We start from the raw sequence: 15,157 nt of genomic DNA on the forward strand, positions 1-15,157 counted from the left end.
CACCAGCCTCGAGGGCGTGAGAGATGCCAGGGGAGCCCACGAGGGGGATGCTGAGCCCATGAGACCCGGAGTGGCGACGACGACACCGGAGGACGGCGAGCTGACGGTCGGAGCGACCGCACGGCTCGTCGGCGTCTCCGTGCGCACGCTCCACCACTGGGACGAGATCGGGCTCGTCACCCCGTCGGCGCGCTCGTGGGCCGGCTACCGGCTCTACGACGCCGACGACGTCGCCCGGATCCACCGCGTCCTCGTGTACCGGGAGACCGGGATGCCGCTGGCGCAGGTCGCCCGCGTCATCGACGAGCCCGGTGCCGGCGCCGCCGAGCACCTGGCGCGTCAGCGCGAGCTCCTCCAGGAGCGCATCGCTCACCTGCAGCGGATGGTCCGCGCGGTCGACACCATGATGGAGAGCACGATGAACAGGAAGAACCTCACCCCCGCCGAGCAGGCCAAGGTCTGGGGCACCGGCTGGAACGCCGAGTACCAGGAGGAGGCCGAGCAGCGCTGGGGCGGCACCGACGAGTGGGCCGAGTCCGAGCGCCGGAAGAGCGCCATGACCGAGGAGGACTTCGCGCGCGCTCGCGAGGAGACGGCCGCCCTCGAGGCCCGCCTCGCCGCAGCCAGGCGCGAGGGCGTCGAGCCGGGCTCCGAGCGGGCGAACGAGCTCGCCGAGGCGCACCGGGCTGACCTGTCCCGCTGGTTCGAGGTGACCGTCTCCAAGCACGTCCTCATCGCTCGCGGCTACGTCGCCGACCCCCGCTGGACCGCCCACTACGACGCCCTCGAGCCGGGCCTGGCCGCCTGGCTCAAGGAGGTCATCGACGCCAACGCCTCCGCGCACGGCGTCGACCACGCCACCGCAGATTGGGAGTGACGGCGCGCCGGGAACCGGGTCGCGCGTCCAGCAGGCACGGGCGCGCGGCCCGCGTGCCCGCGCCCGGCCCGGGGCCGCGCTGACGCCGGAGCCGCACCCGGTGGTCCGGCAGCACGACGGAGCCCGTCGCCTCCGCTGGGAGGCGACGGGCTCCGTCGTCGTGCGGGCCCGGTGAGCCGGTCTCAGCCGACCCGTCGGCTCACTTGCCGTCCACCGGGTCGCCCTCGGCGAGCACCGGCTGGAGGCCGAGCGTGCCGACGAGCTTGTCGCGGAAGGCCGGCGTCGTGACCTCCTCGAGGCGGGCGCGAGCCGCCTCGAGACGGCCCTCGATGTCGAGGCGGGCGGCGACCCGGTCGTTGCCCTCGGTCTCGATGAAGCGGGTGAGGGCCCTGATGGAGGCCTCGGCAAGCTTGCGGTCGTGCTCGACCTTGGCGTCGACACGGGCGGCGTACCAGTCGGAGGCGAGGATGTTCTCGCGCTCGAACAGGGCGCGGAACTCCGGGCTGGAGAGGGTCCAGCCCTCGGCCGACGCACCGGAGTACATGATCTCCAGGAGCGCCTTGATCGGCGGGACCGCCCACTCGATGGAGCCGTCGTCGACGTAGTGCTTGGCGACGACCTGGTGGGTCTTGACGATGACGTCGACGGAGTCGGCGAAGATCGCCGGGTCCTGGAGCTCCGGCTTGAGCATCTCCTCGGTGAAGACGACGTCCGGGTGCAGGAAGATCCGCCCGAAGAACGCGTTCGCGAAGGCTCCGTTCATGCGGTAGCCCAGGCGCGAGGCCTCGACCGTGCGGCCCTCGTACTCGAAGTCCTCGATCTTCTCGAGGTAGCGGCCCTCGATGAGGTTGTGCGCGTCGCGCTCCTCCTCGCTCATGCGGGAGAAGATCTCCGGGATGAGCAGGGAGATGTCGTGCGCGACCTTGACCTTCGGGCCGATGTAGCCGGCCGAGGACAGCCAGCCGTCGTAACCGCCCAGCGCGTAGGAGAGCAGCGAGGCGTTGAGGTCGTAGACCGGGGGCAGCGCGTTGAAGGGCGACTTCGTGAGCGCGCCCTCGCTGCCGGCGCCCGTCGTCGACGGGGACTTGCCGGTCATCGAGGAGATGAACTCCATGAAGAGCTCCGGGAGCTCCATGTAGTGCAGCGGGTTGTAGGCGCACAGGGCCGGCACGCCCGGCTCCGGCGGGTTGTTGCGACGGCCGGCGGCGACGACGTCGACGCTGTGGCGGACCGGCTCGGTGAGCGGCACGTCGCGGAAGAGGTGGCTCGACAGGTCCGCCAGGGCCGAGGGGCGCTTGTCGGCGATGTCCGGGCGCAGCTGGAGGTAGCGCGGGTTCTTCGTCGGGACGCCGTTCACGAGGCGCGGGTTCGCGGTGGAGACCCAGTAGTACTCCTGCGACGGGTCCTCGGCGTCCTCGACGGCGGCGGCGCGGCGCACGGCCTCCTGCATGGGGGCGGTGAAGCGCGACAGGCCGCGGGCGTCGGCGACCATGGCGCGGGCGTCGGCCGGGGTGAGCGGCTGGAAGTTCGAGATGAACAGGCCGGTGCCGGACATGTCCTTCTCGGTCTGCTTGTCGTAGCCGCGCACGATCGCGTCGTCGGGGCGCTGGAAGAGCAGCGACTCGCAGTTGGACACGAACTTGCGGGAGACGCTCGAGCCCTTCGTCGACTGGAAGCCGGCCGGGACGACGATCGAGGCCGAGATGTCGTCCTCGGTCTGGACCTTCGCGGCCGGGGAGAAGTCGGGGCGCAGCGACAGCAGGCGCCAGGCGCCGTCGTCCTCGAAGCCCACGCGGAGCATGTTGACCTTGACGATCTCCCCGTCCAGGCGCAGCGAGTTGCCCTGGCGGCCGTTGATGCCGGCGACCGAGAAGTGGCTGCGCCAGTCCTCGCCCCACGAGGGCTCGGAGTAGCGCTTGACCGTGTAGAGGAGCTCCTTGACGTGCGCCGGGATCGACTCGATGAGCGCGTTGTGCTCGTCGTTGAACTTCTCGGAGCGGGTGAAGAGCTTGATGACGGAGCCGAGCGAGCGGTCCGCCGCGAGGATCCCGCGGTGGTCCTTGCCGTTGCGGGCCGGGTCCTTGTAGCGGTCGGAGTAGTCGCGCCCCAGGAGGGCCTCAACGGCGTCGAGGTCGGCGTCGACGTCGCCCACGTAGGCCTCGCCGTAGACGAAGGCGTCGAGGAGCGACTTCGAGATCTCGGACTTGCCGCCGCCGGAGACGGTGGCGGGCTTGTGCGCCTGCGTGGCCCACGGGGCGGTGCCCACGAGGTGCCACTGACTGCCGTCCTCCTCGCGGTGCTTGGCGTGGACGCGGTAGCCGTTGGGCAGGACGTAGATCTTGTCCGACAGGAGCGGGACGCTCGACTCGGCGGTGCCGTCCGTGCGGGCCCAGGTCACGGTCTGGGTGCGCATGGAGAAGCGGGCGCCGCCCGGGACGAGGACGATCGAGGGATCGTCGAGCTTGAGCGCGGAGCCGTCGGCCTGGAGCTCGAAGACGCCGGGGTTGCGCCGCAGGACGTGCTCGATGGTGAGGCCCTCGGGGGTGCGCCCGTCGGTGTACTCCTGGCCGAGGTTGTAGCGCGGGTAGGCGAGCGCGCCGCCGGCGTGCTCCTCCTCGACGCAGCCGAAGAGGTTGGCCGAGTACCCGATCTGGGTCTTGACCTCCTTCTTGCCGTAGCCGAAGTAGTTGTCCGCGATGATCGTGACGATGACGCCGCGCTCGTCGCGGGCGACGAGCTTGAAGGCCTTGCCCTCGTTGTAGAGCTCGGACTCGTCCTTCCAGCACATGCCGTCGCGGCGCTGGCGCTCGGTGGCGTCCTCCCAGCGGGGCAGGCCGAGGGAGGCCTTGGTGACGTGGTCGAGGTGCGGGGCGAGGACGACGCAGCCCGTGGTGCCGGTCCAGGTCTCCGGGTTGAGGGAGGCGTCGTTCTCGGGCAGGTACGGGTCCCCGCCGTTGCCGAAGATGCCCTCGACGAAGTCCAGGTTGGAGACGAGGCCGCCGGGGGTGATGAAGCGTAGCTCCATGCGGCGCTCCGGCGTGTAGCCGGGGACCGCGGGGACGACGATCGGGCGCAGCTGCAGGGAGACGAAGCAGCGGGCCGGCTCCTCCTGGTTCGCGGACCAGGGGAGGGTCATGAGGTCGTCGGGGGCCTGGAAGGCGAGGTCGAGGAGCTTGGCGAAGACGGAGCGCGGGACGGCCTTCTTGTCGTCCGGGATGGGCAGGCCGCCCTCGGCGACGTGGAAGACGCCGGCGGTGGTGCGGCGGTCGTTGCGCGGGTTGTGGAGGACGCCCTGGGCGATCTTGTAGCTCTCCACGTAGGGGGACTTGAAGCTGGTGGCGTCCATCGGGATGGACAGCGCGCGGGACAGACCGGGCTGGTCGAGCACGAAGGTCTCGCCGGGCAGGCGGGGGTGGACCTCCTCCTCGGCGAGGTAGGAGTCGAGGAAGGCCTGGATGCGGCGGTCGGCCGCGCAGGGGCGGTTCGCCAGGCGGCGGCCCATCTCGCGCTGGCGGGCGATGATGGGGGAGACGAGCTTCTCGGTGACGGGGTCGCCCGCGTCCGCGGGCGCGTCCACGCCGAGGAGCTGGAGACGGAGGGCGATCGCGGAGTTGAGCGCGTCGGTCTCGGGGGTCGTAGCAGCAACGTCAGTTGAGTCCATGGCACGAGCGTAGCGGTCGCGTGTGACGCGCAACCGACCGGTTCGTCCTACGTCGCGGGTCACACCGGAGGCCCTCGAGCTGCACCGCTCGCCCGCCGCGCTCGGGCCCGCCGACGGCGTCGCCGACGGGGCTGCGCACGGCGCCGATCACGAGCCCGACGGCTCCTCGCCCTCACAGACGACGTCCGGTCCTCCTCCCGACGCCTCCGAGCACCCTCCCCGGGGGCTCGCGGATCCCGGTCGTGAGCCTCGCGCCGCACCCACCCGGAACGCACCCGTTGGGGGAGACCATGCCCTCAGTTCCGCGCCACGGTGCGCCTCCTAGTGGTGGGGCCGGGTCTCGCCCGCCATACTTGGCCGCAGTCATGGATGGTGCGACCATCCGCCCCGTGGCCGACCCAGGCCCACTGAGGAGAATCGAGGATCGCGTGGCAGACTCCGCGAACCAGGGCGGCCCCCGCAAGGGCAGGAAGCTCTCCGACGCCGCCAAGGCCGGACGCTCGTCGTCGCACCCCAGGCGGGGCGCCGGCTCCGGCGCCTCCGAGGACCTCCCGGCCTCGATCCCGCCCGCGGGCGCGAAGGGCTCAGGGGCGTCCTCGTCCGGGAAGGGCGCCTCCAAGGCGGCCGCGAAGTCGGCGTCGAAGGGCAAGTCCTCCAAGGGCGGCGCCAAGGCCGCCGCCGCGGGCACCGCCGTCGCCGCCAAGCCCACGGGCTGGCGCCGTCACCTCAACTACCCGCGCCGCGGCAAGGGCCCCATCCACCGCTGGGTGCCGTCGTGGCGCTTCGTGCTCGGCTGCTTCCTCGGCCTCATCGCGCTCATGGTCCTCGGCTTCGCCGTCGCCTACGCCGTCATCAAGGTCCCCCAGCCCAGCCAGTTCGCCCAGGCGCAGACCACCACCGTCTACTACGCCGACGGCAAGACGGAGATGGGCACCTTCGCCGAGGTCGACCGCACCATCATCGACACCTCGAAGCTCCCCGACTACGTCGGCAACGCCGTCGTCGCCTCCGAGGACCGCACCTTCTACTCGAACAACGGCGTCGACCCCAAGGGCATCATCCGCGCCTTCGTCAACAACATGCGCGGCGGCGCCACCCAGGGCGCCTCGACGCTGACGCAGCAGTACATCAAGAACTACTACGTCGACACGACCTCCTCGTACTCCGGCAAGTTCAAGCAGGCCATCATGGCCATCAAGATCGACCGCGAGATGAGCAAGGAGGAGATCCTCGACTCCTACCTCAACACGGTCTACTTCGGTCGCGGCGCCTACGGCATCCAGGCCGCGTCCAAGGCCTTCTTCAACAAGGACGCCACCGACCTCACCGTCTCCGAGTCCGCGCTCCTGGCCGGCATCCTGCCCGCCCCGAGCGCCTGGGACCCCGCCATCGACGCCACCGCCGCCAAGCAGCGCTGGGAGCGCGTCATGACGTACGAGCTCGAGGACGGGTACATCACCCAGGACGAGTACGACCAGGCCGCCTTCCCCGAGACCACCACCGAGGCCCAGCAGGAGACCTACGCCGGCACCAACGGCTACCTCCTGCAGATGGTCCGCGACGAGCTCAAGTCCGCCGGCATCTCCAACGAGAAGGTCGACACGGGCGGCTACAAGATCACCACGACGATCAACAAGACCGACCAGGACGCGGCCGTCGCCGCGGTCAACGACCTCCCCGAGGGGGCCTCCTCGAGCCTGCGGAAGTCCCTCGTCTCCGTCGACGTCTCCACCGGCGGGATCCTCGCCCTCTACGGCGGCGAGGACTACCTCAAGAACCAGGTCAACACCGCCACCGACGCGGTCGCGCAGGCCGGCTCGACCTTCAAGCCCTTCGCGCTCGTGGCCGCTCTCGAGAACGGCGACACCCTCGCCAACGGCTACTACGGGACCTCCCCGATGACGATCGAGGGCACGTCCTTCCACAACTACGAGAACGTCTCCTACGGCTGGTGCAACCTCATCAAGGCGACCACCTACTCGATCAACACGGTCTACCTGCAGCTCAACAAGGACCTCGGCCCGAAGGTGACCAACGAGGTGGCCGTGCGCGCCGGGTACCCGGAGGGCACCGCGGGCCTCGACGAGTACACGCAGAACGTCCTCGGCTCGGCCTCGCCGCACACCATCGACATCGCCACGGCCTACACGACCTTCGCCGGCCAGGGCACGCGCCGCACCCTCCACATCGTCTCCCAGGTGACGACCGCCGACGGCGCCGTCGCCTACACGGGCGACACCTCCGGCGACAAGGTCTTCGACGACGGCGTCATGGCGGACGCCACCTACGCCATGCAGCAGGTCGTCAACTCGGGCTCCGGCACCAAGGCGCTCGCCCTGGGGCGCCCGGTCGCCGCGAAGACCGGGTCGTCCTCTGACAACAAGTCGGCGCAGTTCGCCGGCTACACGCCGCAGATCGCCACGGCGGTCTCCCTGTTCCAGACCGGCGCGGACGGCTCCGAGGAGTCGATCACCCCGTGGGGCTACTACAGCGAGATCACCGGCTCGACGTACCCCGCCGAGATCTTCACGGAGTACATGCAGACGGCGCTGGCCGACCTGCCCGTCGAGTACTTCCCGGAGCGCACGGACGGCTCCTGGACGCCCGGCGGCCTCTACGGCAAGACCCAGGCCGTCGAGGAGGAGACGACCCTGCCGACGCAGGACGCCGTCGAGACCCCGGAGGCCACGACCGAGCCCACCGAGGAGCCGACCCAGGAGCCCACGCAGGAGGAGCAGGCGACTCAGGACGCCGCCGACCCGCGGGCCACCGCCGGCGACGGCGGCTCCATCGACAACCCGAACTCCGGGCAGGCGACGGCGGGTACGGGCATGCAACCCGCCGCGCCGACGACGAGGGGCGCCGGAGGCTGATCGACGGCGCCACCACGGCTCGCCGCCGTTGCGCCCACGGGCGGGCCCGGGACCAGGAGGCCCCGGGCCCGCCCGTCGTCGTCGACGGGAGGCGCACCGAGTCCTGAGCACGTGCGGACCAGCGGACCGGGCACCGCGGGAGCGGGCACGTGTCGCACCGCACGCGGTGCCGGAGGCCCCGGCCTTCCGGGGGCCCGCCGCTCTCCGGTAGGGTCGTGACCTGGCTGCGCCGTCGGGCACCCGCCCGCGCCGACGCGCCGAACGCATCACCCTCCTGTCACGGAGAGACCGTGACCGCCATAGTCCAGAGGAGGTGGGTACCAAGCATGCGTCACTACGAGATCATGATCATCCTCGAGCCCGAGACCGACGAGCGCACCGTCGCTGCGTCCCTCGAGAAGCTGCTGCAGGTCGTCCCCAGCAACGGGGGCACCGTCGACAAGGTCGACGTCTGGGGCAAGCGCCGTCTTGCGTACGACATCAAGAAGAAGCCCGAGGGCTTCTACATCGTCGTCGACATGACCACCACGCCTGAGATCGCCCAGGAGCTCGACCGCCAGCTCGGCCTCAACGAGACCGTCCTGCGCACCAAGCTGCTGCGCCCCGAGGCCTGAGCCTCACTCACCAGGGAACGGAGAGAAGCATGGCCGGAGACACCGTCATCACGATCATCGGGAACCTCACCGCTGACCCGGAGATGCGCTTCACGCCCTCCGGTGCGGCCGTCGCCTCCTTCACGATCGCCTCGACCCCCCGCACGTTCAACCGCCAGACCAACGAGTGGCAGGACGCGGAGACGCTGTTCATGCGCTGCTCGATCTGGCGCGACGCGGCGGAGAACGTGGCCGAGTCCCTCACGAAGGGCATGCGCGTCATCGCGCAGGGTCGTCTCCAGCAGCGGTCCTACCAGACCCGCGAGGGCGAGAACCGCACGGTCGTCGAGATGCAGGTCGACGAGATCGGCCCGTCCCTCCGCCGCGCCAAGGCGCAGGTCACCCGCACCTCGGGTGGCGGCCAGGGCGGCTTCGGCGGCGGCAACGGCGGTGGCTTCTCCGGCAACGGAGGCGGCTACAACGGCGGCAACGGAGGCGGTTACCCCGGTAACAACGGCGGAGGCCAGCAGGGCAGCTACAACGCCCCGCAGGGCGGCGCTGCTGACGACCCGTGGGCCACTGGCGGCTCGACGTCCTTCGGCGACGAGCCCCCGTTCTGATCCTCCGGTCCGACGTCGTCGGCCGGCACACCCACGGCAGGACCCGTTCCCACAGCGCAGCACCCGGCGCGAGCCGGTGCGCGGCGCACCCCCACCAATCTCGTATGAGCGTCCGGGGCGCTCGAAGCAAGGAGTACCACCATGGCGAAGCCTCAGCTTCGTAAGCCGAAGAAGAAGGTCGGCCCGGTCAAGGCCATCAAGGTCGGCACCATCGACTACAAGGACACCGCCACGCTGCGGAAGTTCATCTCCGACCGCGGCAAGATCCGCGCCCGCCGCGTCACCGGCGTCTCCGTCCAGGAGCAGCGCAAGATCGCCAAGGCCGTGAAGAACGCCCGCGAGATGGCTCTGCTGCCCTACTCGAGCTCTGCTCGCTGATCGGAGGCCCGAGACATGACCACCAAGCTCATCCTCACGCACGACGTCTCCAACCTCGGCACCACCGGCGAGGTCATCGAGGTCAAGGACGGCTATGCCCGTAACTACCTCGTGCCCCGCGGCCTGGCCACCCCGTGGACCAAGGGCGCCCAGAAGCAGATCGACCAGATGGCCGAGGCTCGTCGCAAGCGCTCCATCGCCTCCCTCGAGCAGGCCCAGACGGGTCGCGCCTGGCTGCAGGAGAACGTCGTCACGGTCACCGCGACCGCCGGCGCCAACGGCCGGCTCTTCGGCGCCGTCACCACCGCGGACCTCGCCGAGGCCGTCAAGGCCGCCGGCGGCCCCGCTATCGACCGCCGCAAGATCGAGGTCGTCCCCCCGATCAAGTCGACCGGCCGCCACAGCGCCTCCGTGCGTCTGCACGAGGACGTCGTCGCGCCCCTCGAGGTCAACGTCGTCGCCGCTCGCTGACGAGCTCAGCGTCTGACGCCTTCGGGCGTCAGCTGACGCCGGAGCCCCGGTCCCCGTCATGGGGGCCGGGGCTCCGGCGTGCCCGCGCGGGAGCGCTGTCCCGGGCCGGACCCTCGGTTGCGCGTGCTCGGCCGCTGCGCCGAGCTCGTACCTTGCGCTCCGAGACCAACACCCTTGCTGGTGGTCTCGGAGCGCAAGGTACGAGCTCGACGGGGCCGGGGTCCCTGGCGCCTGGGCGGTGACTGGTCCGACCGCCGCGGCCGGGGTGCCGGCTCAGTGGCGCCAGGCGTCGCTGCGGGCGCGCAGGCCGGTCGTGAGGCAGCGCGCCCCCATGAACACCCACGCGAAGGCGCCCCACAGCCACAGCAGCCCGTGCGGCCCGTCGACCGGCCAGCCGTGCCCGACGGCCACCGCGAGCGGCACGTAGGGCACGAGGTTCGCCAGACCGGCCCAGGCGAGGTAGCGGCCGTCGCCCGCCCCCATGAGCACGCCGTCGAAGAGGTAGACCGCGCCCGCCAGCGGCATGGCCGTGGCCACGACGACGAGGGCCGGCGTCGCGAGCGAGGTCACCGCCGGGTCGGAGGAGAAGACCCGCGGCAGCCACGGGCTGAGGACGGCGAGGAGGACCCCGATCGCCGCCCCGGTGCCGACGCCCCAGGTGAGGCAGCGGCGCAGGACGACGTCGATGGGCAGGGGCGCCTCGACGGAGCCGGGTGTCGTCGGAGCGCGGGGGACGTCGGTCGTCCCGACGGTGGTCGCAGTGGCCCCGGTGGCCCCGGTGCCCTCGCCACCGGACCGCGCGACCGCGCCTGGCCCCGCGGCGTCGTCGGCGGCGTGAGCGTTGTCGGCCGCGTGGGCGGCGTCGGCCTGACCGAGCGCCGTCCCGATGAGCGCCTGCGCCGCGATCGCCAGGGCGTCCAGCGCGAAGGCCGCGAAGCTCCACAGGGAGTTGACCACCTGGTGCGCGGCGAGCGGCACCGCGCCGAGCGCCGTCGCCGCCCACACGGTCGTGAGGATCGCGACGCGCAGCGAGAGCGTACGGACCAGTAACGGGGTGCCCGCCCCCAGCGAGGCTGACAGCCCGTCGCGGTGCGGCGCGAGGCCGACGCCCTCGGCGCGGGCCGCGCGGACCACGGGCGCCGTGAGGGCCACCGCCATGGCGGTCTGGGTGATCGCCGTGCCCAGGCCGGACCCGGCGACCCCCATCCCGACGCCGTAGAGCAGGACCGCGTTGACGACGACGTTGAGGAGCGCGCCGCCCGTCGCGACGACGAAGGGCGTGCGGGTGTCGAGCAGCCCCCGCAGCGTCCCGGTGGTCGCGTAGACGATGAGCATCCCCGGCAGTCCCGGCGCGGAGGCCCGCAGGTAGGCGACGGACGCGGAGGCGACGTCGCCGCGCGCGCCGAGGACGTGGACGAGCCAGGGCGCCAGGACGAGGAGGAGGCACCCGGCGACGAGGCCGATGAGCGCGGCGAGCCAGGCGCCGTCGACGCCGGCCCTCAGGCCCCCACGGCGGTCCCCGGCGCCGAAGAGCCGGGCGGTGCTCGCCGTCGTCGCGTAGGCCAGGAAGACGAAGAGGCCGACGGCGGTGGTGAGCACGGTCGAGGCCAGGGACAGGCCGGCGAGGCTGACCGCGCCGAGGTGCCCGACCATGGCGGAGTCGATGAGGACGAAGAGCGGCTCGGCGACGAGCGCTCCGAGGGCCGGCAGCGCGAGGGAGAGGATGCGCCGGTCGAGGTCCGCGGGTGCTCCGGGGCACCGGGGTGCGGAGGGTCGGGGGCGGGCGGGGCGTCGCCGCGGGTGGCGTCGGGGTGAGGTCTCGGGCACGTCTTCCTCATGGGATCGGGGGCCTGCAGTGTCTCACGCGCGCCTGGGGATAACTCGCCCCACGAGCACCGCGAGCCCCCGCAGCCACGACCGCAAGCGCTGAGTCACACGAGCGTCATCCACAGAGAATCCCACTTATCCACAGATTCGCCACGAATCTCGGGGTTGCGGGGCTGTGGGTCGGGGTGGTCCACGAAACTGGCGGGATGACGAGGATCGAGGAACCGGTTCCGCGTGCGGCGGACGGCCCTGCACACCCCGCTCCACACCGGAGACGGCGCGTCGCCCCCAGGATCGACCCCGTAATCCACGCCTGACACCCACTTGTCCACAGCGGTGCCGTCGGCACCGTTTGTCAGGCCCCTGCCGCGGCGTTAGGGTCACGCGCGCGGACCGCCCGGGAGCCGCGCTGAGGAGGCAGGCATGACGGACATCGGTCAGGCGAGCGGACCCCGCTTCGAGCCCCGCCGCGGCGCGAACGACGGCGGCCCCGCCGAGTCCGGCGGCGCCCGCTTCGACGGCGTCTTCGACCGCGTCCCGCCCCAGGACCTCGACGCCGAGATGGCCACCCTCGGCGGCATGCTGCTGAGCAAGGAGGCCGTCACCGACGTCATCGAGGTGCTGCGCGGCCCCGAGTTCTACAAGCCCGCGCACGAGGAGATCTTCGACGCCATCGTCGAGGTCTACAACCGCTCCGAGCCCGCCGACGCCCTCATCGTCGGCGACGAGCTAGCCAAGCGCGGCCAGCTCGAGCGCGTCGGCGGCGCCCCCTACCTCGCCAGCCTCATGGCCGCCGTCCCCACCGCCGCCAACGCCGCCTACTACGCGCGCATCGTCCGCGAGAAGGCCCTCATGCGCGGCCTCGTCCAGGCAGGTACGCGCATCACCCAGCTCGGCTACTCCACCGACGCCGGCGACATCGCCGAGCTCGTCACCCTCGCCGAGGCGGAGGTCTACTCCGTCGCCCACACCGAGGGCGAGAAGGAGGACTACATCGCCGTCGGGGAGCTGCTCAACGAGGCGAACCTCGAGATCGAGGCCGGCCAGTCCCGCGAGAACGGCGCCATGACGGGCGTGCCCACGGGCTTCGTCGAGCTCGACGAGCTGACCGGCGGTCTGCACCCGGGTCAGATGATCATCGTCGCGGCCCGCCCCGCCATGGGAAAGTCGACGCTCGCCGTGGACTTCTGCCGCTCCGCGTCCATCCACTCGCGCGACGAGAACGGCGACCTCATCCCCTCGTGCTACTTCTCCCTGGAGATGGGGCGCATGGAGCTCATGATGCGCATCCTCGCCGCGGAGTCCGGCGTCTCCATGAACAAGCTGCGCGGCGGCTCGCCCATGGACGAGCGCGACTGGGAGGACGTGGCCCGCGCCTACAACCCCGTGAGCGAGGCGCCCCTCTACATCGACGACTCCCCGAACCTCACGATGCCCGAGATCCGCTCGAAGGCGCTGCGCCTCAAGCAGCAGAACAACCTGGGCCTCATGGTCATCGACTACCTGCAGCTCATGAGCTCGGGCAAGCGCGTCGAGTCGCGTCAGCAGGAGGTCTCGGAGTTCTCCCGGTCCCTCAAGCTGCTGGCCAAGGAGCTCGAGATCCCCGTCATCGCCGTGGCCCAGCTGAACCGAGGCCCCGAGCAGCGCACCGGCAACAAGCCTCAGATGTCCGACCTGCGCGAGTCCGGCTCGCTGGAGCAGGACGCCGACATCATCATGCTGCTGCACCGCCCGGAGTACTACCAGGAGGAGGAGCGCCCCGGCGAGGCCGACATCATCGTCGCGAAGCACCGCAACGGCCAGACGCGCACCATCCCCGTCGCCTTCCAGGGGCACCTGTCGCGCTTCGCCAACATGGCGCGCGACGTCACCCCCGAGCCCGACTACGAGTGAACGTGGTCGGCTGAGCCTCGCGGAGGAGGGCGCGCTCCGTCGTCGACGCCGACCTCGTACCTTTCGCGCTCAGACCCACGCCCCTGCTGGTGGTCTCGGGACGCAAGGTACGAGTTCGGCGGTGGGCGTCGGCCGATGGTGCCGCTGAGCCGAGACCGGAGGACGCACGGGCGGCCCGCACCGGATCCACCGGTGCGGGCCGCCCGTCGTCGGCGGGGGAGCCGGGGCCTCAGCCCTCGTACCAGCCCTGCCAGACGTAGGTGAAGGGGATGTTCCCGCGCATGCCGATGGAGGCGTTGACGACGTTCTTCGCCGTGACGGCCGCCTCGAGCGGGGTGGCGCCCTTGGCGAGCTCGGCGGTGACCGCCGCGGCCAGGGTGCAGCCGGCGCCGTGAACGCGCACGTCGCCGACGGTCTCGGTCTCGAGGACCTCGAGCGTCGTGCCGTCGTAGAAGACGTCGAGCGCGGTGCCGGTGCCGAGCGTCGGACCGGCCTTGGCGAGCACGTTCGGGACGCCCTGGTCGTGGATGCGCTTGGCGGCGTCCTTGAGCTGCTCGACGGTCGTGATCTCGTCCATGCCGGCGAGGGTCGCGGACTCGAAGAGGTTCGGGGTCGTCATCGTGGCGCGGGGCAGGATCTTGGCGCGCAGGGCGTCGTCGACCGCCTTGGCCTCGGCGAACTCCTGGCCCTTGCAGATGAGGACCGGGTCGAGGACGATGTTCTTGAAGGAGTAGGTCGTGAGGGCCTCGTCGACGGCGTCGATCGTGGGGGCCGAGCCGAGCATGCCGATCTTGACGGCGTCGATGCGCGGGTTGACGCCGACGCAGGCCTCGATCTGGTCGAGGATGACCTGAGGCTCGATGCCGACGACGCGGTGGTCGAAGTCCTTCTTCGGGTCCATGGACACGATGCAGGTCAGCGCCACGCAGCCGTAGACGCCCAGCTGCTGGAAGGTCTTGAGGTCGGTCTGGGCCCCGGCGCCGCCGGAGGCCTCCGATCCCGCGATGGCCAGTGCGATGGGCGGGGTGGTCTTGACAGGGTCGCTCATGGGGGAAGCGTGCCCCCGCTCGCGCCCGGGGACAAGCCCGCGGCGGCGCGTCTTGGCTGAAGACCGCGAACGGTTCCGTTCCGCGGTCTTCCACGGACCCGTCAGGGAGAACGACGGCGGGGCCGGGACCCGCTCGTGAGCGGGAGCCCGGCCCCGCCGTCGGCGGTGCGCCGCCCGTCAGGCGCTGGCGACCGTGAAGCGCTCGGTGCGGTGGTCGTCGTTCTCGGCCTCGTCGACGAGGGCGAGGGCCATGTCCTCGGCGGCGAGGCGCTCACCGGCGGGGGAGTCCTTGCCGACGACGTAGGCGCCGGAGGCGCGGCCCTCCGGGTACAGCGGGGCGGGGGAGACGAAGCTCCAGCGAACGGCCGTGCCGGCGGCGCGCAGGTCCTCGAGGACCTCGGCGTAGGCGAGGGCCTCGGGCTTCCAGTCCTCCGGGAAGTCCCCGTCGACGAGGCGCTTGCCCTCGGCGTCGAGCAGCGAGCCGGCGCCGCCGACGACGATGAAGCGGCCCTTGGGGGAGGCGGCGATGAGGTTGCGGTAGATCTCCGGGGCCTTCTCCGCGAGGCCGCCGATGGCGAGGATCGTGACGTCGTTGCCGTTGATGAGGTCGACGAGGTCGGAGGTCTTGGCGACGTCGAGCTCGACGTTCTTGTCGGCGGCCTCGTGCTCGCTGCCGGAGCGGGTCGCGTTGGTGACGGTGTGGTCGCGGCGCTTGGCCTCGGCGATGACGGCCTTGCCGGTGCGGCCGGTGCCTCCGATGACGGCGATGTTCATGGGCTTCTCCTTCGAGGGGACGGGTCAGGGGGCGGCGCCGGTGGCGCCGTCGTCGGCCCGGTCGGGTGCGCCGTTGAAGACGCAACTTCGTCACCGGGGACGCTACCCGCGGCACGTCGCCCCCGCACCCCCGGTGCGCCGC

Annotated in this window: 11 protein-coding genes; 7 read left to right on the forward strand and 4 right to left on the reverse strand. The window is 71.5% G+C overall.

Annotation, left to right across the window (positions count from 1 at the left end; genetic code table 11):
• The first annotated feature begins 58 nt into the window (after window positions 1–58).
• The gene (locus tag AXF14_RS04820) at window positions 59–877 is read left to right on the forward strand and encodes a MerR family transcriptional regulator (protein ID WP_067941294.1); all 819 of its coding nucleotides are present in this window, start codon (window positions 59–61) and stop codon (window positions 875–877) included.
• A 199-nt stretch (window positions 878–1,076) separates the two neighbouring features.
• Here the strand turns inward: AXF14_RS04820 and AXF14_RS04825 are convergent, their stop codons facing one another.
• Window positions 1,077–4,538 (reverse strand): PPi-type phosphoenolpyruvate carboxykinase family protein, encoded by a 3,462-nt coding sequence (locus AXF14_RS04825; RefSeq protein WP_067941296.1) that lies wholly within the window; start codon window positions 4,536–4,538, stop codon window positions 1,077–1,079.
• Between the two features lie 428 nt (window positions 4,539–4,966).
• On the opposite strand from AXF14_RS04825, the gene AXF14_RS04830 reads away from it, so the two are divergent.
• From AXF14_RS04830 to rplI, 5 genes are all read left to right on the forward strand, one after another.
• The gene (locus tag AXF14_RS04830; RefSeq protein ID WP_236756016.1) at window positions 4,967–7,411 is read left to right on the forward strand and encodes a transglycosylase domain-containing protein; all 2,445 of its coding nucleotides are present in this window, start codon (window positions 4,967–4,969) and stop codon (window positions 7,409–7,411) included.
• A 326-nt stretch (window positions 7,412–7,737) separates the two neighbouring features.
• Window positions 7,738–8,025 (forward strand): 30S ribosomal protein S6, encoded by a 288-nt coding sequence (rpsF, locus tag AXF14_RS04835; protein WP_067941298.1) that lies wholly within the window; start codon window positions 7,738–7,740, stop codon window positions 8,023–8,025.
• A 29-nt stretch (window positions 8,026–8,054) separates the two neighbouring features.
• Window positions 8,055–8,624 (forward strand): single-stranded DNA-binding protein, encoded by a 570-nt coding sequence (locus AXF14_RS04840; RefSeq protein ID WP_067941300.1) that lies wholly within the window; start codon window positions 8,055–8,057, stop codon window positions 8,622–8,624.
• A gap of 141 nt (window positions 8,625–8,765) precedes the next feature.
• Window positions 8,766–9,002 carry a 30S ribosomal protein S18 gene (rpsR, locus tag AXF14_RS04845; protein WP_067779689.1) on the forward strand — a complete coding sequence of 79 codons (237 nt, stop codon included), beginning with the start codon at window positions 8,766–8,768 and terminating at the stop codon, window positions 9,000–9,002.
• A 15-nt stretch (window positions 9,003–9,017) separates the two neighbouring features.
• Window positions 9,018–9,473, forward strand: a complete 456-nt coding sequence (gene rplI / locus AXF14_RS04850) for a 50S ribosomal protein L9 (protein WP_067941301.1) — start codon at window positions 9,018–9,020, stop codon at window positions 9,471–9,473.
• A gap of 273 nt (window positions 9,474–9,746) precedes the next feature.
• Here rplI and AXF14_RS04855 read toward each other — a convergent pair whose 3' ends face one another.
• Entirely contained in the window at window positions 9,747–11,300 is a 1,554-nt protein-coding gene (locus AXF14_RS04855) for an MATE family efflux transporter (RefSeq protein WP_084355363.1), read from the reverse strand.
• Between the two features lie 423 nt (window positions 11,301–11,723).
• Here AXF14_RS04855 and dnaB point away from each other — a divergent pair, with 423 nt between their 5' ends.
• Window positions 11,724–13,193, forward strand: coding sequence for a replicative DNA helicase (gene dnaB / locus AXF14_RS04860; RefSeq protein ID WP_067941303.1), 1,470 nt, complete (start codon window positions 11,724–11,726; stop codon window positions 13,191–13,193).
• A gap of 229 nt (window positions 13,194–13,422) precedes the next feature.
• On the opposite strand, the gene AXF14_RS04865 is transcribed toward dnaB, so the two are convergent.
• Together AXF14_RS04865 and AXF14_RS04870 are read right to left on the reverse strand one after the other, a co-directional pair.
• Window positions 13,423–14,241, reverse strand: coding sequence for a hydroxymethylpyrimidine/phosphomethylpyrimidine kinase (locus AXF14_RS04865; protein WP_067941306.1), 819 nt, complete (start codon window positions 14,239–14,241; stop codon window positions 13,423–13,425).
• A 177-nt stretch (window positions 14,242–14,418) separates the two neighbouring features.
• Window positions 14,419–15,015 (reverse strand): NAD(P)-dependent oxidoreductase, encoded by a 597-nt coding sequence (locus tag AXF14_RS04870; RefSeq protein ID WP_067941308.1) that lies wholly within the window; start codon window positions 15,013–15,015, stop codon window positions 14,419–14,421.
• Between the last annotated feature and the right edge of the window lie 142 nt (window positions 15,016–15,157).

Source organism: Actinomyces radicidentis, from assembly GCF_001553565.1.
GTDB classification, from domain to species: domain Bacteria; phylum Actinomycetota; class Actinomycetes; order Actinomycetales; family Actinomycetaceae; genus Actinomyces; species Actinomyces radicidentis.